The organism is Aridibaculum aurantiacum (genome assembly GCF_017355875.1).
GTDB lineage: Bacteria > Bacteroidota > Bacteroidia > Chitinophagales > Chitinophagaceae > Segetibacter > Segetibacter aurantiacus.
The window spans coordinates 2,219,698-2,240,310 of sequence record NZ_JAFEWC010000001.1 but is presented as its reverse complement, the minus strand read 5'-3'; the positions used below and the strand labels follow the sequence as shown (position 1 = coordinate 2,240,310).

General features: G+C 42.4%; 17 protein-coding genes. 6 read left to right on the top strand and 11 right to left on the bottom strand.

The window, feature by feature from the left end; translation table 11 throughout:
- Window positions 1–12 precede the first annotated feature (12 nt).
- The gene (locus J4N22_RS09385) at window positions 13–654 is read left to right on the top strand and encodes a rhomboid family intramembrane serine protease (RefSeq protein WP_207493737.1); all 642 of its coding nucleotides are present in this window, start codon (window positions 13–15) and stop codon (window positions 652–654) included.
- A gap of 101 nt (window positions 655–755) precedes the next feature.
- On the opposite strand, the gene tilS is transcribed toward J4N22_RS09385, so the two are convergent.
- From tilS to J4N22_RS09360, 5 genes are all read right to left on the bottom strand, one after another.
- Window positions 756–2,096, bottom strand: a complete 1,341-nt coding sequence (tilS, locus tag J4N22_RS09380) for a tRNA lysidine(34) synthetase TilS (protein WP_207493736.1) — start codon at window positions 2,094–2,096, stop codon at window positions 756–758.
- A gap of 127 nt (window positions 2,097–2,223) precedes the next feature.
- Entirely contained in the window at window positions 2,224–3,891 is a 1,668-nt protein-coding gene (locus J4N22_RS09375; protein WP_207493734.1) for a glutamine--tRNA ligase/YqeY domain fusion protein, read from the bottom strand.
- A gap of 190 nt (window positions 3,892–4,081) precedes the next feature.
- On the bottom strand, window positions 4,082–6,433 hold the full coding sequence (locus J4N22_RS09370; protein ID WP_207493732.1) for a TonB-dependent receptor: 2,352 nt from the start codon (window positions 6,431–6,433) through the stop codon (window positions 4,082–4,084).
- Window positions 6,434–6,494: 61 nt separating this feature from the next.
- Window positions 6,495–7,070 (bottom strand): DUF3347 domain-containing protein, encoded by a 576-nt coding sequence (locus J4N22_RS09365; RefSeq protein WP_207493731.1) that lies wholly within the window; start codon window positions 7,068–7,070, stop codon window positions 6,495–6,497.
- Between the two features lie 89 nt (window positions 7,071–7,159).
- The gene (locus J4N22_RS09360) at window positions 7,160–9,622 is read right to left on the bottom strand and encodes a PAS domain S-box protein (RefSeq protein WP_207493729.1); all 2,463 of its coding nucleotides are present in this window, start codon (window positions 9,620–9,622) and stop codon (window positions 7,160–7,162) included.
- A gap of 106 nt (window positions 9,623–9,728) precedes the next feature.
- Between J4N22_RS09360 and J4N22_RS09355 the strand changes: the two genes are divergently transcribed.
- On the top strand, window positions 9,729–10,154 hold the full coding sequence (locus tag J4N22_RS09355) for a response regulator (RefSeq protein WP_207493727.1): 426 nt from the start codon (window positions 9,729–9,731) through the stop codon (window positions 10,152–10,154).
- A gap of 9 nt (window positions 10,155–10,163) precedes the next feature.
- Here J4N22_RS09355 and J4N22_RS09350 read toward each other — a convergent pair whose 3' ends face one another.
- Complete coding sequence (locus J4N22_RS09350) at window positions 10,164–10,628, bottom strand: SRPBCC family protein (protein ID WP_207493726.1); 465 nt, start codon at window positions 10,626–10,628, stop codon at window positions 10,164–10,166.
- A 115-nt stretch (window positions 10,629–10,743) separates the two neighbouring features.
- Here J4N22_RS09350 and J4N22_RS09345 point away from each other — a divergent pair, with 115 nt between their 5' ends.
- Both J4N22_RS09345 and J4N22_RS09340 read left to right on the top strand, forming a co-directional pair.
- Window positions 10,744–12,249 carry a saccharopine dehydrogenase C-terminal domain-containing protein gene (locus J4N22_RS09345; RefSeq protein WP_207493724.1) on the top strand — a complete coding sequence of 502 codons (1,506 nt, stop codon included), beginning with the start codon at window positions 10,744–10,746 and terminating at the stop codon, window positions 12,247–12,249.
- Window positions 12,250–12,420: 171 nt separating this feature from the next.
- Complete coding sequence (locus J4N22_RS09340; protein ID WP_207493722.1) at window positions 12,421–13,863, top strand: NAD-dependent succinate-semialdehyde dehydrogenase; 1,443 nt, start codon at window positions 12,421–12,423, stop codon at window positions 13,861–13,863.
- 27 nt (window positions 13,864–13,890) lie between these two features.
- Here J4N22_RS09340 and J4N22_RS09335 read toward each other — a convergent pair whose 3' ends face one another.
- Complete coding sequence (locus J4N22_RS09335; RefSeq protein ID WP_207493720.1) at window positions 13,891–14,583, bottom strand: SIR2 family NAD-dependent protein deacylase; 693 nt, start codon at window positions 14,581–14,583, stop codon at window positions 13,891–13,893.
- Between the two features lie 132 nt (window positions 14,584–14,715).
- On the opposite strand from J4N22_RS09335, the gene J4N22_RS09330 reads away from it, so the two are divergent.
- Both J4N22_RS09330 and J4N22_RS09325 read left to right on the top strand, forming a co-directional pair.
- Complete coding sequence (locus J4N22_RS09330; protein ID WP_207493718.1) at window positions 14,716–16,248, top strand: serine hydrolase; 1,533 nt, start codon at window positions 14,716–14,718, stop codon at window positions 16,246–16,248.
- Window positions 16,249–16,337: 89 nt separating this feature from the next.
- Entirely contained in the window at window positions 16,338–16,739 is a 402-nt protein-coding gene (locus J4N22_RS09325; protein WP_207493716.1) for a PH domain-containing protein, read from the top strand.
- An 18-nt stretch (window positions 16,740–16,757) separates the two neighbouring features.
- Here J4N22_RS09325 and J4N22_RS09320 read toward each other — a convergent pair whose 3' ends face one another.
- From J4N22_RS09320 to map, 4 genes are all read right to left on the bottom strand, one after another.
- Entirely contained in the window at window positions 16,758–18,254 is a 1,497-nt protein-coding gene (locus J4N22_RS09320; RefSeq protein ID WP_207493715.1) for a glycoside hydrolase family 28 protein, read from the bottom strand.
- 138 nt (window positions 18,255–18,392) lie between these two features.
- Window positions 18,393–19,037, bottom strand: coding sequence for a DNA alkylation repair protein (locus tag J4N22_RS09315; RefSeq protein WP_207493713.1), 645 nt, complete (start codon window positions 19,035–19,037; stop codon window positions 18,393–18,395).
- A gap of 157 nt (window positions 19,038–19,194) precedes the next feature.
- Window positions 19,195–19,683 carry a hypothetical protein gene (locus tag J4N22_RS09310; RefSeq protein ID WP_207493711.1) on the bottom strand — a complete coding sequence of 163 codons (489 nt, stop codon included), beginning with the start codon at window positions 19,681–19,683 and terminating at the stop codon, window positions 19,195–19,197.
- A gap of 116 nt (window positions 19,684–19,799) precedes the next feature.
- Window positions 19,800–20,564 carry a type I methionyl aminopeptidase gene (gene map / locus J4N22_RS09305; RefSeq protein ID WP_207493709.1) on the bottom strand — a complete coding sequence of 255 codons (765 nt, stop codon included), beginning with the start codon at window positions 20,562–20,564 and terminating at the stop codon, window positions 19,800–19,802.
- Window positions 20,565–20,613 lie beyond the last annotated feature (49 nt).

Here is a 20,613-nt window from a genome sequence, read left to right as displayed (position 1 = left end):
TAACTTGCCCGCATGCTCAGTGTCACTCTAATCATTCTCATACTTACAGCCATTATATCTTTTACTGCATTTAGTAATCGTAAAGTAATTGATGACTTGATCTTCTATCCTCCGGCAATAACGCGCCGCAACCAGTGGTATCGCTTTTTGTCTTGTGCACTTATTCATGCTGATCCCATGCACCTCATATTTAATATGTGGGCGTTCTATATGTTTGGCAGTATGTTGGAGAATAACTTCAACTATATTTTCGAAGAAAAAGGACCCATACTTTATGTAGCACTTTATTTGATATCGCAGATCATTTGCCTTATTCCTTCTTATGTTCAGAATAAGGATAATTACTACTATAAAAGTCTGGGAGCATCAGGTGCTGTATCAGCAGTAGTGTTTGCCACCATCTTCTTATTTCCTTTAACAGGGGTAGGTATCATACTAATTCCAATAAGGATCCCTGGTTTCATCTTTGGTTTTATTTACCTCGGCATCACGATGTATATGGCAAGACGTGGTGGAGATAATATCAACCACTCTGCTCACTTCTTTGGTGCTGCTTCAGGAATAGTTCTGTTGCTTATTTTCTGCTATGCATTCTCCAGCTTCGATCCTGTGCAGAATTTTATTTCCCAGATAAGGATGTATACGGGGTTGTAGGAAGAGGTGTGAGGTTTGAAGTTCCTGATTCCTGGTGTGGCTTTTCCAAGTAATCTTAATCAATGACTTCCTTCCTGGCACTAATCTCTAGTCTCTAATCACTATTTACTAATCAACTTAACTCTTACAACAGACCCTGTGGAAGGTTGTAGTTTGAAGCGGTTGTCTAGCCGTTGCCCTATCACCCAAACAATTCTTTTGTTGCTTTCCAATACCCAGGTATTTTCCTTTTGAATAAGCGATAGCTTATTATCAATAAAGAACTTGCTTAGCTTTTTCTTTTTCTGCATACCCAGCGGGTAAAAGTAATCACCCTTCTTCCACTTGCGAAGCAGCAATGGAAAATGAAGTTCATGGGCATCAATAAATGCAACAGATGCATCGGCAGATATGGTAACATGACTGGCAGGGATATCATATTCAAATTGTAAACTTCCTCCTGGAAAATCCACTTTCTTCTGTTGTGCCTCAACTACTATGAAGTTGGAAATTTCTTCAGCTTTCTTTGCCGCAATGATCAGCCAGTTCCTATTCTTGATAATGCGATGTGACGGAGATTCTACATAGCTGCCATTATCCGCCTGCATAAGTTTAAGTATCTCATCCACCTGTGCTGCCGTGAAGTTGTATTCACTCAAAATCTCCCACAAGATCGTACGCACAGGTTCTGCTTTCAGCAGCTTAAGAATAGGAATATGCGCCTCTTTTCCTTTGATCTCAACCAGTTGCTTTTTGTAATTAGCTATAGCCTGTTTGTACACCAGTTCCACCTCCGTAAGACGCGCTATATTTTTAAGCAGGTTTTCTACTACCTGGGGAAACACCTGCGCAATAGCAGGGAGCATTTCATTACGAAAATAATTACGGGTATAGTTGCTGGAGGCATTGGATGAATCTTCTACATGTTGCAACTCATGTTGAGCAGCGTAGTCTAATATTTCTTTTCTTCTAATGCCTAACAAGGGTCTCCACACTTGCTGAAAGTGTTCATCCATACCTATCAATCCTTTCAGCCCCGTGCCGCGGAAGAAGTTCATTACAACCGTTTCTATGTTATCATCCGCATGATGTGCAGTAACTATATAAGAGGCTTTGCCTTCAGCTATCAATTGTCTGAACCAATCATAACGAAGATCACGAGCAGCAACCTGCGTTGATAGTTTATTGTTTTCAGCATATGCTTTGGTATCAAAATGCTGTACAAATATATCTACCTCGTACTTCTTTGCAAGCTCCTTTACAAACAGTTCATCTCTTTCACTTTCAGCACCGCGCAATTGGAAGTTGCAATGCGCAATTGAAAACTGAAGTTTTGCCTTATGAAACAGGTCGCATAGAACAACGCTATCTATACCTCCACTTACAGCCAATAAAAATTGGTGCTGGTTGGTGAACCCATTCTTTAGCTTGATGTGATCGGTGAACTTTGTAAGTAGGTTCATATAATAAGTAATGGTAGCGTGCTTTTAAAAGCATTGAACTAGGAACTGCGGAAAAATAAGATGAAGGTGATTAGCCAGATCACCTTCATCTAAATATTTAAATCAAATTATCACGCCTGTGAAAGCCTTAATTCTTCTTCGCTTCTTTTGCCCAAGTATCTTTTAAAGAAACCGTGCGATTGAATACGAGCCTGTCTTCACTGCTGTCTTCATCCAGGCAGAAGTAGCCCTTGCGCAAGAACTGGTAACGTTCACCAAAACTAACATGACGCAAAGCTGGTTCTATGTATACTTTAGGCAGTACCTGCAAACTATCAGGATTTATATAATCTTTAAAATCACCTTCTTCATTGCCCGGCTCTTCTACTTTGAAAAGGCGGTCGTACAACCTTACTTCGGCAGTCAGCGCATGAATAACGCTCACCCAATGAATGGTTCCTTTTACATTGATACCGCTGGTATCGCTGCCACTGCGGCTTTCAGGAATATATTCAGCATGCACTTCTACCACATTGCCTGCATCATCTTTTTTGAAGCCTGTGCATTTAACGATGTAAGCATGTTTTAAACGCACCATTAAGCCTGGTCCAAGCCTGAAGAATTTCTTCGGAGGCTCTTCCATAAAATCTTCCCGCTCTATCCAAACCTCTCGTGCAAAAGGTAATTCACGTGTACCACCACCATCTTCTGCTTCAGGATTATTTTCAGCAACCAACTGCTCCACCTGTCCTTCAGGATAATTGGTAATAACCAGTTTTACCGGGTCGAGTACAGCCATGCGGCGCAGCGCTATTTTATTCAGGTGTTCGCGTACAAAGAATTCCAACAATCCTACATCAATGATGTTCTCACGTTTGGCCACTCCTATCCTGTCGCAAAAGTTGCGAACGCTCTCCGGCGTATAACCACGGCGGCGAAGCGCAGCAATGGTAGGCATGCGTGGATCGTCCCATCCTTCCACATGCTTGTCATTTACCAACTGCAGTAAGCGGCGCTTACTCATCACGGTGTAGTTCAGGTTTAAGCGCGCAAATTCAAATTGATGACTTGGAAATATCTCCAGTTTCTCAATGAACCAATCATACAGTTCGCGGTGCGGAATAAACTCCAGCGTACATAGCGAGTGCGTGATATTCTCAATGCTATCACTTTGGCCATGCGCAAAATCATACATAGGATAAATGCACCACTCATTGCCGGTGCGGTGATGATGTGCATGCTTGATGCGGTACATCAGCGGGTCGCGCATGTGCATGTTAGGACTAGCAAGGTCTATCTTAGCACGTAATACTCTTTCGCCGTCTTTGAATTCACCATTCTTCATTCGCTCAAAAAGGTCAAGGTTTTCATCTACTGAACGGTTGCGGAATTCATTACCGGTTCCTGGTTCTGTTGGTGTACCTTTTTGTTTGGCTATTTCTTCCGGTGTACTATCATCCACGTATGCCAGCCCTATCTTTATAAGCTTTACAGCATAGTCGTATAGTGTTTGAAAATAGTCAGATGCATATAGTTCCTGCGCCCATTCAAAGCCCAGCCATTTTACATCTTCCTTTATACTATCTACATATTCCTGGTCTTCTTTCACAGGATTGGTATCATCGAAACGAAGGTTGGTTTTTCCGCCATACTTGATAGCAAGGCCAAAATTCAGGCAGATGCTTTTAGCATGACCAATATGTAAATAACCATTAGGTTCTGGAGGAAAACGGGTGACAATGTTTTTGTATTTGCCAGCAGCAAGATCCTGCTCAATGATCTCCTCTATAAAATTTAAACTTTTTTCTTCCGACATATTATCTTCTTGGGTGGCAAAAATAACGTTTACAGCCGATTAGTTTTTGTGAATAATATAGCTGCGAAAATCGCCTTCATCGATACTTAATACAACAGATCATCTTGTGATTGTCCTGGGGAATACTCATATGAATAATCTACTGGAGAAGTCATTTTACAAGCTATCGATCTACTAATAAGCTTCTAAATCAGATCTTCACATTCCACGTGACTGATGGGATGATGGGAAACAGTGACACCTGGGTAGCATCTATTTTTAAATTACCTGTAGCCGGGCTGCCAGATTGGTTGAAGTAAATGAAATATGGATTTTGCCTGCTATATACATTGTAAATGCTAAACACCCAATTAGACTGGAACTTTCTATTCTTCTTAGGTGTAGGCGCATAAGTAGCTGAAAAATCTAACCTGTGATAAGGCGCAAGCCTGTAAGAATTAATGCGCCCATTCTCTTGGGTTAAAATGCCATTGATAAAGTAAAATCTTTCCGGCACTGTAACAGCATTGCCTGTACCGTAAATGAAAACCGAAGACAACTTCCACTTTTTATTGATCTCGTAAGTGCCCACCACACTCATGTCGTGCCTGCGGTCAAACTTGCTGGGAAACTTCTCGTTGTTGTTTAAGAAAGGGAAACGCCGCCAAGTCCAGCTAAGGGTATACCCTACCCAACCGGTGAACCTTCCCTTCACTTTATTTACAAAAAACTCTGCACCATAACTCCACCCGCGGCCAAAAGTAAAATCCTGTTCAGGATCGGATAATGATGGCGTATAACCTTCACGATATTCAATCTGGTTCTGCATGTTCTTGTAATACAACTCCACTGAAGTTTCAAACATGCTGTTTGCAAAATTGCGGAAGTAGCCGGCTGCATACTGCCAGCTGATCTGCGGCTTCACATTCTCCGTGCTTGGAACCCAAAGATCCGTAGGAAGCGTAGTGCCGGAATTACTTACCAGGTGTATATACTGCAGGTTTCTGCTAACAGCAAATTTCAAAGAAGAATAATCATTCAGAGAATACCGCAGCGTAGCACGTGGTTCCAAACCACCATAAAGTTTCACCGTCTCTCCACTTCCGAAAAATGTGCTGTCAGTCTTATTGCCATTCACATCTTTCTTATAACTCATATAGCGTCCTACCTGCTGAAAGGCTCCATACCGCAAACCATAGTTCAATTTCACTTTATCCGAAACATCCCAATCATCTTGTATATATAAGGCATATTCATTAGCGTATTTTTTGTTGGCATTGTTGGGCGTAAATGTAGTAGCGCCTTGCTCTGCTGTCAATATATTTGGGAAGAAAGTATGATGCGTATACAGGCCGCCAAACTTTACCTTATGTTTTGGAGAAGCGAAGTAGTCAAAGTCAAACTTTGCATTCAGGTCGCGGATGCCTGATGACAACTTGATGCGGAAATCATTTTGTGTAGCCGCAAAAGCAAAATTATAATCGTTGTATACGAGCGATACATTACTAAACAACTTGCGGTTGAAAACATGGTTCCATCGAAAAGTAGCTGTAGAATTTCCCCATGGAATATTGGTATTGAAGCCGCGGCGGTTGTTATTATAGTTAAAAACATCGCGGCCGAAATAGCCACTCAGGTACACCCTGTCCTTTTCTGAAACAATGTAGTTCATCTTTAGGTTCAGGTCGTAGAAGTAATAACCGGAGCCCCTGAAATCGCTGTCTTTACTAAGGAAAGGTTTTGTAAGCACATCGATATATGTACGGCGTGCAGAAACTATGTACGATGCTTTGTCTTTCACTATTGGCCCCTGAATTGAAAAGCGCGAAGCGATAGCGCCAATGCCGGCATCTATCTGCGTCTTGTTCATGTTGCCTTCTTTCAGTGTTACATCCACAACCGATGATAGCCTGCCACCATATTGCGATGGCATCCCTCCTTTTATCAGCGAAACATTTTTGATAGCATCGGAATTGAAAACAGAAAAGAACCCAAACAGGTGGCCGGAATTATACACCACCGCATCATCGAGTAAAATAAGATTTTGATCTGGCCCACCACCGCGTACATAAAAACCAGCATTGCCTTCGCCGGCATTGCGTACACCCGGCAGTAACTGTAGCACCTTCAATACATCTACTTCACCCAGTAGTGCCGGCACCGATTTTACCGTTTCCATACTCAGGTCAATCTTACCCATCTGCGCTGTCTTCACATTGTTGTCGCGGCGGCGGCCGGTTACCGTCACTGTTTCAAAAATTACATTGTTGGGAAACAGGTTGAAAGTAAGATTGGTATTACCTGAAAGTTCTATGGTAGTATCCACAGGCAGGTAACCAACGAAAGTGCAGGTAAAGGTGTATTTGCCTTTTGGTAAAGTGAGCGAGTAAAATCCGTATTGGTTACTGGTTACACCACGTGTAACACCATTTACATTCAGGCTGGCACCTATCAGCGTTTCACCAGATAGCGTGTCTTTGATGTAACCATTGATGGTCACCTTTTCTTGTCCATATACCAGTTGTGAAATCACAACCAGCATCATTGCTACCCAATAACGCATGCTTAATGTATTTATAGCTTTCGTCAACAACTTCTTTCAACAAGCAATTGCGTTAGAAGGTTTATTTGCCCCTGAAGTCAAGAGAGTCTCTTACCTCTCCGCAAGTCAGCATTTTCTTACCGTAATATGGATTTTTTATATCAGAGGTTTTACTTAACCAGGCAGCTCCTGCATCATCAAATGCCATAGGACAATATTGCTGGTACACTATTTCATTATCGTAGCGAACCGTACGCAGCAAGGTGTACATATTATCGCTTATAGATTGGAAGGTTTTTCTTTTAGCTTCCAGGTCAGCTTCTGTTGCTAATTTTTGTGCATCGCCAGTTATGGTATTAGTAAAATCTTTTGCGGTAAGTACAATGTTGCTATCAGCCTTCATTTCATCGTAAGCGATGTTATTAGCAGAACTCACCATATTATTCGCTGCTGTGGTAGCCTGTTCAGGGTTGCTGGCTACCAACGCATCTTTCAGTGAATAGTAGTTATTTAGAAAGTCACCAAAGGTCTGGTTGAAACGGGAGCTGTTCTTGCTTTGTGCCAGCGGCTCATCTTTTTTCACTTCCTCTGCAGGCTGATCACTTCCGCCACAAGCGGCTAAAACTGCAAGCAAAACAATAAATAGGTAGTTTTTCATATGAAAAAATTTGTTGGCAAAAGTAAATGAAAATGCTGTGTTAGCCTTAGCCACACAGCATTCACTATTACCAGGTATAACAAATACTATTAAGAGGCAGCAGGCAAATGTTCATCAGCGGGTAAAGTAATTTCAAATAAAGCTCCTTCACCCTCTACACCTGAGGCAATGATTTCGCCATTGTGTAGCGAAATGATCTTCTTTACAATGGCCAATCCTACACCGGTTCCTTCGTATTGATCCTTGGTATGAAGCCGCTGAAATACTCCAAAGATCTTCTCGTTGTACTCAGGCTTAAAGCCGATACCATTGTCGCGGTAGAAGATTTTGTACACCTGCTTATTGCCTTCTGATAAAGCCTTAGCTGTTATATTGATGACAGGCCTGCGATCAGGATGAGCAAATTTCAACGAGTTCGACAATAGGTTTTGGAATAGTTGTGCAAGCTGGAATTCTATCCCCATCACTACCGGCAATTCATGAAAATTGATGGTAGCGCCTTTTTCTGTTATCTGTATCTCAAGGTCTTCCAATACCTGCGTTACCAGTTTATTTAAATTCACTTCTGAAAACGCTAACTCAGATTGAGATAAGCGGGAAAAGTTCAGCAGGTCATCAATCAGCCTTGCCATACGAGTAGATGACTGGGCTATATTATCTAAATACCGGAGCGACCGATCGTCAAGGCTTGCCTCGTTCAGTTCCTTCAGCAGGTTGCTGAATATTGAGATCTTGCGTACAGGCTCTTTCAGATCATGGCTGGCCACACTGGTAAATTGCAATAATTCATAATTGCTCTTTTCCAGTTCGCGTGTACGTTCCTTTACTTTTTGCTCCAGCATCGCCATCGCCTTCTTCTCTTTATCGCGCAGCTCCGATTTTATTCTTTTCTCTTCTGTAGTATCCCTTACTTCTATTACTGTCCCTACCGGTTTGCCATTTTGAATAATGGGACTTGCAATGAAGGAAACAGGGAAAAAAGAACCGTCTTTTTTAATGAAAACCTCATCTCCCTGCGTTTGCGCCAGTTTCGGCAATGCCCTGTCAATCTCACATTCCTCTATTGGAAAATGCCGGCCATCAGGGTGTGTATGATGAATATAATAATGCAGTGGCTTTTCCTGGATTTCCTCAAGCTTATAGCCGATCATCTTTTCAGCTGCAGGGTTCATATAGGTGCAGTGTTGCCTGTCGTCCATGAAGAACAAGGCCTGCAGTGTGTTGTTAGTGATCGTATTTATCAGGATGTTCTGGCTGGTCAGTTGCTCTTCAATAATCTTCCTTTCTGTGATATCCATTACCGAACCGGCAAAACCGGCAAAACGTCCATCTTTACCATGATAGGGACTTCCATGTGTAGAGCACCATCTTATTTCTCCATCCACACGCTGCACACGAAAGTCAATGGTAAGTGCTTCACGTCTCGCAAAGGCATCATTGAATTTTTCTTCCACTTGTTTATGATCACCAGGATATACTACCGACAACCAACCACTTTGTAGCAGGTCCTGCATCCGCCGTCCGACCCATTCAGGTAGGGTTTTGTTGATGTAAATAGTTTGACCTTCGGTATCAGTCATCCACAAAGCAACAGGAGATACATCGGTTATAGCTTCTGCAAATTCCTGTGACTTCTGTAAAGCTTCCTCTGTTTTCTTGCTAGCTGTTACATCTTTTACGGCAGAAAGCACATGTGGTTTTCCTTTGTATAGAAATTGAGAACCCACAAACTTCACTTCTATTAGTGAGCCGTCTTTTGTAATTCTTGTATTGGAACCTGAATATTTTCTGCCGGTGAAGGCAATTGTCTTTAGTGTTTCAAAATCCTTTGGTTCATAAAATAATCTACTTGCATGCAAGCCTATTAATTCTTTGTACTCATAGCCAAAGATGTCGCATGCCGATGGGTTGGCTTCTACTATATAACCGTTCTCATCGTATATAATCAGTGAATCGGATGTGGCATTAAAGATGCTCTCGTATTGTTCCTTTTGTTCAAGTAGAATCCTTTCAGCATGTTTCTTTTCTTCAAACAACTTGGCATTGCCCATAGCAATAGCCGCCTGTATAGCTAAGCCTTCTACCAGTTGTTCTGCTTCTTTTGTAAAAACGCCAGCATCAGGATGACCAAAGAACAAACCTCCTATAGGTTCATTATTGATTGGCGAAACCACCGGAACAGCAAGATAACTTTTTACCGGAAGGTGACCTTTAGGCATACCGTGGTAAGGTGGGTTTTGAGCATAATGCGGCTGTGCCGTAACATCATCGTATCGCACAGTTCCCGAAGCCATAAAAGTTGGCTCGAAGATCTTGGTGTTCCTCGGCATCGGGAACTTTGAAAAAGCTTCTTTATCTACTCCTGAAATAGTATATAGAATAAGTGACTCATTATTAGCATTTACCTTACTATAAAAGAATGCTCCGAACGCCGCACCTATAGATTGTGTTCCTATATCTGTTACCCGTTGTACAAGTTTCTCAAGTTCCAGTTCCGATGCAATAGCTTTCCCAGATTCATTCAGTATTTCAAAGATGGTTTTGTCTAGCACAGCTATTAAAAAATTTCCTCGAAATTAGACATACCCTCGTTAGCAAACTTCACTTACTTAAAAAATAATTAAACAAGTAATTTGCACCACAGCCAAAAGCGTAAGCGTGAAAAATTTTGAAGTATTACTGGTAGACGATGATGCAATAGACAGGGAGCTCTTTATAGAAGCTATAGAAACTTTAGGTGGTTATACAATAGCAGAGGCCACCAATGGTAATGAGGCATTGCTTTACTTACAACAGGCTGCTAGCTTGCCGCAACTTATTATTCTTGATCTTAATATGCCGGTAAAAGACGGCAGGGAAACACTGATAGAACTTAAGAAAGATCCCATTTTCAAAACAATACCGGTTTGTATCATGTCTACTTCCAGTGCACACTTTGATGTGCAGCATGCATATAATGAAGGCGCATCACTCTTCCTGGTAAAGCCTCTGGAGTATAAGCAGCTAATAGAAATGCTGACCTCGCTATTGACACTGTTTGGCAAACATGTAGTATATGCACATTTGATCCAGGCCAAACAATAAAGATCATTGTTACCCTTCTCGCATTGCTTCTTTGGGAAATTTATCTGCGACCAGGTTCAGGTTAATGCCATGTTCCAGGTAAGCTTTCAAGCCGTCCAATACTGTTGTAAAACCACCTGTAAGATCTTTCACCAATTCCAATATTTCACCGGCTGGCTTAGCAAAGCCATAGTTGCGTACCTGCACATAGGTTTTATCTTCAGCCAGTTTTTGAAAAACAAAATCAACGGTAGTAGGTGGCTCATCCCATTCTATGGATATAAGCTCATTTGGAACAAGCTGTTTTACATACACGTTGGTTGTTACCTGGTACATCTCCCACTCCCACTCTACTGTTTGCCCAGTCTCCAGTTTACCACTACTCTTCGTAAACCAAAAATGCTTTGTAATAGCAGGATCAATGAATGCATTATAAACCTCCTCAACAGGTTTCCTGATCATCATCTGTGCTTCTACAGTTATGGTACCAGCCATAGATCTAATGTTTTGGTAGAGCAAGTTTAAAAAAAATGCTTCTATGTTCTACTTCTTCATGTAAACATAAATAGTACTGATTGTCAATCAATGCTGTTGTTATATTTGTTATCATATGAATCATATCCTTCTATTTGGTGCAGGCAAGTCAGCAACTGTTTTAATAAACTACCTGAAAGACCTGGCGACAGAAAAGAAATATTCAGTAACGATAGCTGATGGCAACCTGGAAGCAGTGCAATCTAAAGTGGGTACACATCCCCTCGTTAAAGGCGTAAAGGCTGACGTGGAAAATGAATTTGAAAGACATGCACTCATCAAACAAGCCGATGTAGTTATCTCTTTGCTGCCACCATCACTCCACTACCTCGTAGCACTCGATTGCCTTGAATACGAAAAGCATTTACTTACAGCATCCTACGTTGATGATAAAATAAAAGCACTGGAAGAAGAAGTAAAACAGAAAGGATTGCTGTTTCTATGCGAGATGGGATTAGACCCAGGGATCGATCATATGTCTGCAATGGAACTGGTGCACCGCATTAAAGCAATGGGCGGAACAATCACTTCCTTCAAATCGCACTGTGGTGGTTTGGTAGCACCTGAAAGCGATAACAACCCATGGCATTACAAGATCAGTTGGAACCCGCGCAACATTATACTGGCAGGCAAGAGTGGTGCTGTATACAAAGTACGCGGTCAACAGGTATCGCTGTCATATGAAGAGCTTTTTAATATTGAGAACCTGGTAGATGTGCCTGGGCATTCGCTGCTGGCATTTTACCCTAACCGCGATTCGCTTAACTACCTTCCGCTTTACCAACTGCACGAAGCAGAAACATTCATCAGGACTACGCTCCGTCATCCTGATTTCACGTTTGGATGGAAGAACATTATAGACCTGAAGCTTACAGATGAAGAATACATTTACGACACAACCAATATGACCGTAGCTGATTTTTTCAAGATTCATTTTGAGAAATATGGCTTTTCTGAATGGCTGAACGAGATGCTTAGCACAAGGCTTACCTACGCCAAAGACCTGATGGAAAATCTTATTCAACTCATAGAAACGGAGGAAGAGCAAAGAGCTGAAGGTGGAGAAGTAGACGATACCATCATGATGGTAAATGAAAAAGGCGAACTTGACACCGTGGAAGTAGAAGAAGTGAAAGACAAAGCCGCTGCAGCCCTTGCCATCAAAATGCACGAGGCTAACCTAAGCCTGAAGCAGCTATTTTACCTGGGCCTGGATAGCGAAGAAGTTTTGAATATTGGGCATTGCACTGCTGCGCAAATTCTTCAGCATATACTGGAAGAAAAACTGAAACTGGAGCCGGAGGACAAGGACATGGTGGTAATGATGCACGAGATACAATACGAACTGGAAGGTTATATGCAGGAGATAAAAAGCACCATGATCGTGAAAGGCGAGAACAGCACGCATACGGCAATGGCTAAGACGGTCGGTCTTCCGCTGGGCATTGCAGCACGTCTCATTCTTGAAGGCAAGCTAACGCAGCGCGGCTTGCAAATTCCTATTTCTTCCTCTATTTATATTCCTGTGTTGGCCGAGCTGGAAAAGCATGATATCTATTTCGTGGAGAGCATCATTTCCTGAAGCTGAAACTGCTTTAATCAAGATGGCGCAGGTGAGTGTACTAAAGAGATTTAGGATACCAGCTAAGGTACCTGTGGCATCATCGTTGCGTCGCAATCACTTCATCCGCATAGCTATGAGTAGCAAAGCCAGCGGCCGGTAATACATCACCTTCATAAAGTACAGCAACAGATGAACCTTGATAAACTAAAGACACATGCTTATGTGAATGGCCAATGGACAAGCGCAGCCAGTGGCAAAACTTTCCAGGTGTTCAATCCCGCCACATCCGAAGTCATTGCATCTGTTCCAGATATGGATCGCGAAGACGTACGCAAAGCCATTGATGCTGCCGATGCTGCCTGGCACCATTACCGCGACCTTACAGCCAAAGAACGTGCAGCCATCATGCGCCGCTGGTTCAACCTGATGATAGAGCATAAAGAACAACTGGCTTACATCATGACCATTGAAAGTGGCAAAGTAATGAGTGAGAGCCAAGGTGAAGTTGTTTATGGTGCTTCATTCATTGAATGGTTTGCCGAAGAAGCAAAACGCACCTATGGTGATGTCATTCCTCCACATGCCAACGACAAACGGCTGGTGGTTATTAAACAATCAATTGGTGTGGTGGCAGCCATTACGCCATGGAACTTTCCACTGGCCATGATCACACGTAAAGTGGGTCCTGCCTTGGCTGCAGGTTGTCCTGTTGTTATTAAACCACCTTCCGAAACACCACTTACTGCACTATACATTTCTCAACTAGCCGAAGAAGCTGGTTTTCCTGCAGGCGTGTACAATACTATTACCTCATCGCAAAGCAGCGAAACAGGAAAGGAACTTTGTGAAAATCCTAAGGTGAGAAAATTATCCTTCACCGGCTCTACATCTGTAGGTAAAATACTCATGAGCCAATGTTCCTCAACACTCAAGAAACTGTCGCTTGAGCTGGGAGGCAATGCACCCTTTATTGTGTTTGACGATGCAGATTTAGATGAGGCTGTTAAGGGTGCACTCGTGTCGAAGTACAGGCACAACGGCCAAACCTGCGTATGCGTAAACCGCCTGCTGGTGCAGGATAAGGTTTATGATGAATTTGTAGAAAAATTCACCAGCGCAGTGCAGGCACTTAAGACAGGCAATGTGCTGGCTACCGATGTACAGGTAGGTCCGCTGATCAACGAAAAGGGATTGAAGAAAGTACAAGAACACATTGATGATGCAGTAGCTAAAGGTGCCCACATAACTACCGGTGGAAAAAAATTGGAAGGTTTGTTCTTTCAACCCACTGTCTTATCAAATGCTACAACAGAAATGATCATAGCACATGAAGAAGTGTTTGGTCCTGTTGCACCCATTTTCCGCTTCCATACTGAACAGGATGCGATACAGATGGCTAACAATACAGAATATGGACTGGCTGCATATTTCTACAGCAAAGACGTGAGCCGTTGCTGGCGTGTAGCCGAAGCTTTGGAATATGGCATGGTCGGCATCAACGAAGGATTGATATCAACAGAGGTTGCTCCATTCGGTGGCATCAAAGAAAGCGGCTTTGGCCGTGAAGGCTCGAAATATGGAATGGATTATTTTATGGAGATGAAATACATGTGCTTTGGCGGCATCAGGTAACAATCATAAGAGAATAAATGCGTACAATCAAACATACTGTTGCAACACTTGCTGCAATTCCTTTACACCTTCTGTAGCGGGTTTTTCTATAGCAGTAAGATTGTATAGCGACTGCGTGTACGGAATGCTCTTATCGACGATGAACTTTGGAATTTCATAAGGAGCATAATTCACCAACCCCGCTGCGGGATATACCACCAGTGAAGTGCCAATGACAGCAAACAGATCAGCTTTACGAACTACTTCTACTGCTACTTCTATCATGGGTACAGGTTCTTCAAACCAAACAATATTGGGACGAAGCTGGCCACCATCTTCCGCAAGATCTCCCAGGTTAATGTCCTCCTTTATCTCGTAGATCTTTGTTTCATCATTCACGCTCCGCATTTCAAATATGGATCCATGCAGGTGCAGCACATTCGTACTTCCACCGCGTTCGTGCAGGTCATCTATATTTTGTGTGATAATGGTAACATCAAAATCCTTTTCCAATTCAGCCAGACCAATATGCGCACCATTGGGATTGGCCGCAGCTACATCTTTTCGGCGCATGTTATAGAAGTCGAGCACCAACTGCGGGTTCTTGGCAAAACCGCGTGGGGTAGCTACCTCGTACACATCATATCCTTCCCAAAGCCCGTCCGTATCTCTAAATGTCTTTAATCCACTTTCGGCGCTTATGCCTGCACCTGTAAGTATTACCAGTTTCTTTTTCGCCATCTGGTAAATTTAGCACAGCAGGTGCATATATTTATTCATCATCAATCGTTAAAAGAAAAGCCTCGCATAGATGTTGCTGGCTGAGGTATGACTTTTTTATTTTCCTTTATTATCATAAACCAGTTTCCCTTCATGATATTAAGAATTTTCCTGCTATTGGTTTCAATGGCAGCTCTGCAATCTGCCCATTCTCAACAGCCCAAAGCACCGCAATTTGTTACCGATAGTCTCCAAAAATATATTGAGCAGGGAATGGCAGATTGGGACATTCCTGGCCTGGCCATAGTGATTGTAAAAGACGGCAAAATAGCCTGGATGAAAGGCTACGGAGTAAAAGACATTGAAACAAAAGAACCTGTTGATGAGAATACAGTCTTCATGATCGCCAGCAATTCGAAGTTGTTTACAGGAACTGCTTTGGCACATCTTGAATACAACGAGCAAGTACAGTTGAACGATAAGATCACCAACTTTATCAAAGACTTTAGCCTGTACGATACCAACGTTACTAAACTGGTGACCATCAGGGATATGCTTTCGCATCGCGTTGGTACAAAAACATTCCAGGGAGATTTTACTTTCTGGAATGCAGATCTAAGCCGCCAGTCCATCATGTACCGCATGCGCACAATGCAGCCCAAAGGCAACTTCAGGCAAGACTATGGCTACTGCAATAGCTGCTACCTTACAGCCAGTGAGATTGTTCCTATTGTGTCAGGTAAGCCGTGGGAGGTATATGTTTACGATAGCATCCTTTTGCCATTGAATATGAAGAACAGCTTCACGCTCAGCAACGGCATAGAGCGGCATACCAATGTTGCAAAACCATATACTTCCCGGTACACATTCAGCAACACTTTACTTCCCTACGACCGTATCGACAACCTGGGTCCTGCAACCAGTATGGCAAGCAATGTAAATGACCTGAGCCGCTGGCTGATGATGCAGCTGGACAGCGGCAGGCTTGATGGCAAGCAAATACTTCCATGGCCTGTGCTGCAAAGGACGCGTGATGTACAGATAATAACGAACAGCAGGAAATCTGTAAACTTCCCTACCTATTTCAGAGGCTATGGACTGGGCGTTTACGTGCAGGATTACAACTGCCGGCAGGTGTATTACCACACCGGCGGAGCATTTGGTTTCTTCACCAATCTATCATTTGTTCCGGAAGAAAAGCTTGGCATTGCCATCCTTACCAACAAAGACAACCAGGATTTTTTTGAAGCACTCAGGTTACAGTTGCTGGATGCTTATTTAGGTGTTCCTTATGTAAATCATAGTAAGCAGTTTCTACAGCAGCACCTCGCATACCAAAAGCGGGAACAAGGCGAAATTTTGGCGTGGCAGGCAAGAGCCAAAGCAGCAAGCGCTCCTGCAAGTACAAGCATGTATACAGGCACATATAGCCATCCTACATATGGAAAGCTTGTTATAACCAAACAAAATGAGCGATCCTTGCAACTGGATTTTAAGAGCCACAACAATTTGAAGGCGACACTCGAGTTCATGGGAAACAATGAATGGCTACTAACCTATTCGCACAAAGGCTATGGCATCTTTGCCACCGGTTTTAAAACAGAAAAAGGAAAAGTGCAGTCGCTGGTAGTAAAGGTGACAGACTTTATTGAGCTGGATGATTATGTATTTGTAAAGGAGAAATGAGAGAATTGATTGAAGATTGATGATTGCAGATTTAAGATTACCAGAAGGATATTTTCAAATTTTTGAATTTTGAATTTTGATTTAGCACAATGATTTACAGGTCGAAAATAAGTTGGGGCATTTGGCTGCCGGCAATGCTACTACTGGGTGTGCTGTTATGGCTGATGATAACAGATGGTGTATGGCTTGGATTGATAATTATACTTCTTACTATAGGCTTCATTTTACAGATGATCTTTACCACCACTTATATTATAGAAAATGAAACATTGGTGGTCAAGTGCGGGTTCCTCTACAACAAGTCAATACCTATTGCATCCATACGTAAGATCAGGAGAACCAACAACCCGATCAGCTCACCTGCAGCATCATTTGACAGGATTGATATAACCTACAATAAGTATGATCACATTATAATTTCGCCAAAAAACAAAGCTGGATTTATTGCTGCTTTACAGCAAATAAATCCAGCTATTGATGTAGATATATGATGAAATGAATGCTACTGTTTACTTCTCATTTACCCATTTCACGTCAAAAGCCTCACCTTTTGCAGGAATAATGCGAACATTATTAAACTTCAGATCGCGTGCAAATTTTGTATCCAGGCCTTTTTCTGCAGCAATGGTCATATTGGTAAAATGCAGATCGTGCACCGGCATATAAGACAGGCCATTGATGTAAATAGCCGTTTTAGCTCCGTTCACAAAAACATTGCTGATATGGAAATCTTTGAATTCAGGCACTTTGTCCTGGGCAGTTGTTTTCACGCTATCAGATGATTTACCAGCAGGAACATCTTCATAATAGGTATCAAACGAAATAGCTTCATGCTTGATGTTTGCCATGTAGATACCATCAATGAAAATATCTTTTACTATACCTCCCCTACCTGCATTGCTCTTAACACGGATACCTATATCGGTACCAATGAAGTTGCAATTACGAACAGAAATGTTACGCATATTTCCATCGGTGTTGCTACCAATCACAAATCCACCATGACCGGTGTACACTGTACAATCTTCAATCACTACGTTCTCCAGTTGAAAATCATTCTCGCTATCGCTTTTACCACGGCTCGACTTCATACAAATTGCATCATCGCCGCAGCTTACAGTGGTATTGTAGATAAGCACATTCTTACTTGCACTGATGTCTATTCCATCACCATTCTGTGCGTTCCAGTCGTTATAGATGGTTGCATTGCTGATGATCAGGTTTTCGCAACGGCTTGGGTAAAACACGAACTTTGGCGCATTGCGCAGCGTGACCTGGTCCACGAGGACATTTTTACAATTAACCAAATAAACCATGTGAGGACGCAGGAAAGTTCGTGCAGGAATATAATCCTCAGCTGTTGCTTTAGGCTTTTCAGCTTTCAATTTTTTTAGGTAAGCCTCGCCATTCATAGCTTCCTGGCTTGGCCACCAAATATCTCCTTTAGGACTTAAAACACCACCCGTTGCAACCAGTGCTTTCCATTCAGAAGCGGTCAACTTGCTTTTCTTCACAGGTCTCCAAGCCTCGCCAGATCCATCAATGATACCCTGTCCGGTAATGGCAACGTTGGTAAGATCGTATCCATAAATAGGTGACGCAGGTGTAAAAGTGCTGCTAGAGGAAGATGCTTTGATGATCGGGTATTGTGTAAGGTCTTTTGTGAACAGGATGATACCTCCCCGCTCTACGTTCAGATCGATATTGCTTTTCAACTCAATAGGGCCAGTGAGCCAAAGACCTGCAGGAACGACCACACGACCACCGCCGGCTTTGCTTGCTGCCGCAATGGCATTGGCAAAAGCTTGGGTGTTCAGAAACTGGCCGTCACCTTTAGCTCCATGAGCTGTGATCGAAACAGAACGATTAGGAAAAACAGGCGGTGTAACCGCAGGCATTTTAAAAGGTGCCGCTTTGATGTAATCGGCTGGAGTTTTAATCTTTTTCTCCTGTGCAATGGCTCCTAAAGCCATGAACATCAAGACAAACAAGAACGTTTTTTTCATAAGAAATATTTACTGCTGCTAATGGTATTTTCTAGAGCAGCAGTAAAGGTATCTTAAGCCTAAAATCTAAATAGTTAAGACTGCGGAAACGTTTGCGTCACTCCCACACACGTGTTGTTTTGCGGGCAAAAACGAAAGTCATTTCGCTTGTTTGGCTACTTGTATAGAAATGAATTTCGGCAGGTAAGAAGGCGTACATCCTTTTGGAACAATCTCATCTTTATATAATCCTGTTTTCTCGCCAAGAGCGATACACCTGTCTCTAAATTCAGGTTGAAATATACCAATCTGTGCCGCAATGAAATTCATCGCCCACTGCACTTCCGGCTGTTCGGTTTCTATTCGTTCTTCAATGGCTGATAGCAGGTATTCAGTATTTGGTGGAGGGGTTTGACCAACCCATCTTAAGCGTGCCTGGTAGTACCAGTATGTTCTTCTTTGTAATGGAGAAGGACTGTGTTCCCACGACAGCATTAGTTCGATGGTCTTTTTGTCTTTAGAAAGCTGGTTCGCGAACAACCAATCCATCAGCTGGTTTCTTTCTTCGTCTACATGATACTGCATGTCCTTATCCAGTTTATCGATCACATCCTGTGTAAGCAGTTTTTTGTCCATGACCAAGATAGCCAATTGGCGAGGAAAAAACTCGCCGGTAGACCAGAGTTCCATAGCCAGTTGATGATCCTTCTTGATGTCTAGCGCTATCTTGCGTAATTCACCAAGCTTGGTGGATTCTGTAGATATAGAAGTATATATACTTTCTGCCCTGGGAGATAAATTCATTTACTGGATGGACTTTTTATATGCGTTCTGAAGGAATGGGACAGCAAAAATAGCTGATACAGTTGCCAACGGAAAGCAAGCTTAGGATAAACTATTGAACTTAGTTAGATTAATAACAAGCCTTCTGCATGTTGGAGATTCGGCATCACTTGCTCGATTATTCTGAATCTTCGGCGTCAAGCCGGTTCTTCGTTCTTTTGCCTTTGATCGTACCACGCAAACAATATTCGCAGTTGCATGGCTTTTTGCCCTTGCTGTTGGGCATGTAGCGCCAGCCAATCGTTTGAGGCAGGTGTTTTATTCTCGTTATCTCGTTCGGTTCTATCTTTCTTTCAACTATCAATTCATAACCTAATGGATCTTCCAGTTGCATGATTTCTCTGATAGCATCTCCTAAAGTGATGCGCTTGTGCTTATTGCTATACTTTCCAGCATAAACCAATTCACTGGAAGGAACGCGAAAATAAATACCAACAAAAGTTTTGGCTCCATTTCGCTTTAGCTCTCGTAACCACTGATGTGTTATGTAAAAGTTTGGAAGAACAGGCATGCAGTATACGCCGTAATCATATCTACCTGGCTTGATGCCACCATTTAAAATTTTAGCGGCATCTCTTTCATCGGCTAAATGTACTAGTATAGGCATGTCATTGTGGTAGTGTGATTAGCGGCTTCAATTGAGGTGCATGCGTAATTCTAAGGTTTACCTCAAGTTGAGAAGAGCAACAAGTGCAACTTAAGTAAACCACAAGTTTATTGATATCAATTCCAGATTCCGTTCATTTCAGTAAGAATTATTGGCTTGCCATCTGTAACTACAATTCTGTGTTCATGTTGCGCCATAAAGCCGCCTTTGTTGCCCACCATGGTCCAACCATCACTAAGTGTTTCAGCAATAGTTGATGCAGTGGTGATAAAAGTTTCTATGGCTACAACAGAATTCTTTTTAAATCTTGTAAGGTTAAACCGGTCTCTATAATTGGCTATCTCGCCAGGTTCTTCATGTAAGGATCTGCCCACTCCATGCCCTGTCAGGTTCTTGATCACTTTGTATCCGCGTCTCCTGGCTTCTGTTTCTATCAAGTGTCCTATATCCGATATGCGAACACCTCCTTTGATGTTATAGATAGCCTTATGAAGAATATGCTTTGAGGCATCAATAAGCATTTGGTGATGGTTAACATCTTCACCAAGTACAAATGATCCTCCATTGTCAGAATAAAATCCGTTGAGTTCTGCAGAAACATCAATGTTGATAAGGTCGCCCTCTTGTAGTATAATTTTGTTTGATGGAATGCCGTGACAAAATTCATTGTTCACACTAATGCAGGTCCAGCCGGGAAAGCCATAAGCTACAAGTGGTGCAGATCTTGCTCCAAAGCCTCGCAGGATTTCAGCCCCGTAATCATCCAATTGTTTGGTAGTCATCCCAGGTTGAGCATAGTTCCTCATCTCTCTTAAAGTGCATGCAACAGCATCACTCGCCTTCTGCATTCCCACAAGATCCGTTTCCGTCGATATTGACATAACTGATATATTTTTCTTCGTTACAAGTATTCCTGTCCTTGTTGTAGGA

Bases quoted from the DNA above. Each gene is read 5' to 3' on its own strand.
- J4N22_RS09320 (WP_207493715.1), bottom strand. From the start codon at position 18,254: ATGAAAAAAACGTTCTTGTTTGTCTTGATGTTCATGGCTTTAGGAGCC.
- J4N22_RS09310 (WP_207493711.1), bottom strand. From the start codon at position 19,683: ATGCCTATACTAGTACATTTAGCCGATGAAAGAGATGCCGCTAAAATT.
- J4N22_RS09345 (WP_207493724.1), top strand. From the start codon at position 10,744: ATGAATCATATCCTTCTATTTGGTGCAGGCAAGTCAGCAACTGTTTTA.
- J4N22_RS09375 (WP_207493734.1), bottom strand. From the start codon at position 3,891: ATGTCGGAAGAAAAAAGTTTAAATTTTATAGAGGAGATCATTGAGCAG.
- J4N22_RS09325 (WP_207493716.1), top strand. From the start codon at position 16,338: ATGATTTACAGGTCGAAAATAAGTTGGGGCATTTGGCTGCCGGCAATG.
- J4N22_RS09385 (WP_207493737.1), top strand. From the start codon at position 13: ATGCTCAGTGTCACTCTAATCATTCTCATACTTACAGCCATTATATCT.
- tilS (WP_207493736.1), bottom strand. From the start codon at position 2,096: ATGAACCTACTTACAAAGTTCACCGATCACATCAAGCTAAAGAATGGG.
- J4N22_RS09350 (WP_207493726.1), bottom strand. From the start codon at position 10,628: ATGGCTGGTACCATAACTGTAGAAGCACAGATGATGATCAGGAAACCT.
- J4N22_RS09365 (WP_207493731.1), bottom strand. From the start codon at position 7,070: ATGAAAAACTACCTATTTATTGTTTTGCTTGCAGTTTTAGCCGCTTGT.
- map (WP_207493709.1), bottom strand. From the start codon at position 20,564: ATGTCAATATCGACGGAAACGGATCTTGTGGGAATGCAGAAGGCGAGT.
- J4N22_RS09335 (WP_207493720.1), bottom strand. From the start codon at position 14,583: ATGGCGAAAAAGAAACTGGTAATACTTACAGGTGCAGGCATAAGCGCC.
- J4N22_RS09330 (WP_207493718.1), top strand. From the start codon at position 14,716: ATGATATTAAGAATTTTCCTGCTATTGGTTTCAATGGCAGCTCTGCAA.
- J4N22_RS09340 (WP_207493722.1), top strand. From the start codon at position 12,421: ATGAACCTTGATAAACTAAAGACACATGCTTATGTGAATGGCCAATGG.
- J4N22_RS09370 (WP_207493732.1), bottom strand. From the start codon at position 6,433: ATGCGTTATTGGGTAGCAATGATGCTGGTTGTGATTTCACAACTGGTA.
- J4N22_RS09315 (WP_207493713.1), bottom strand. From the start codon at position 19,037: ATGAATTTATCTCCCAGGGCAGAAAGTATATATACTTCTATATCTACA.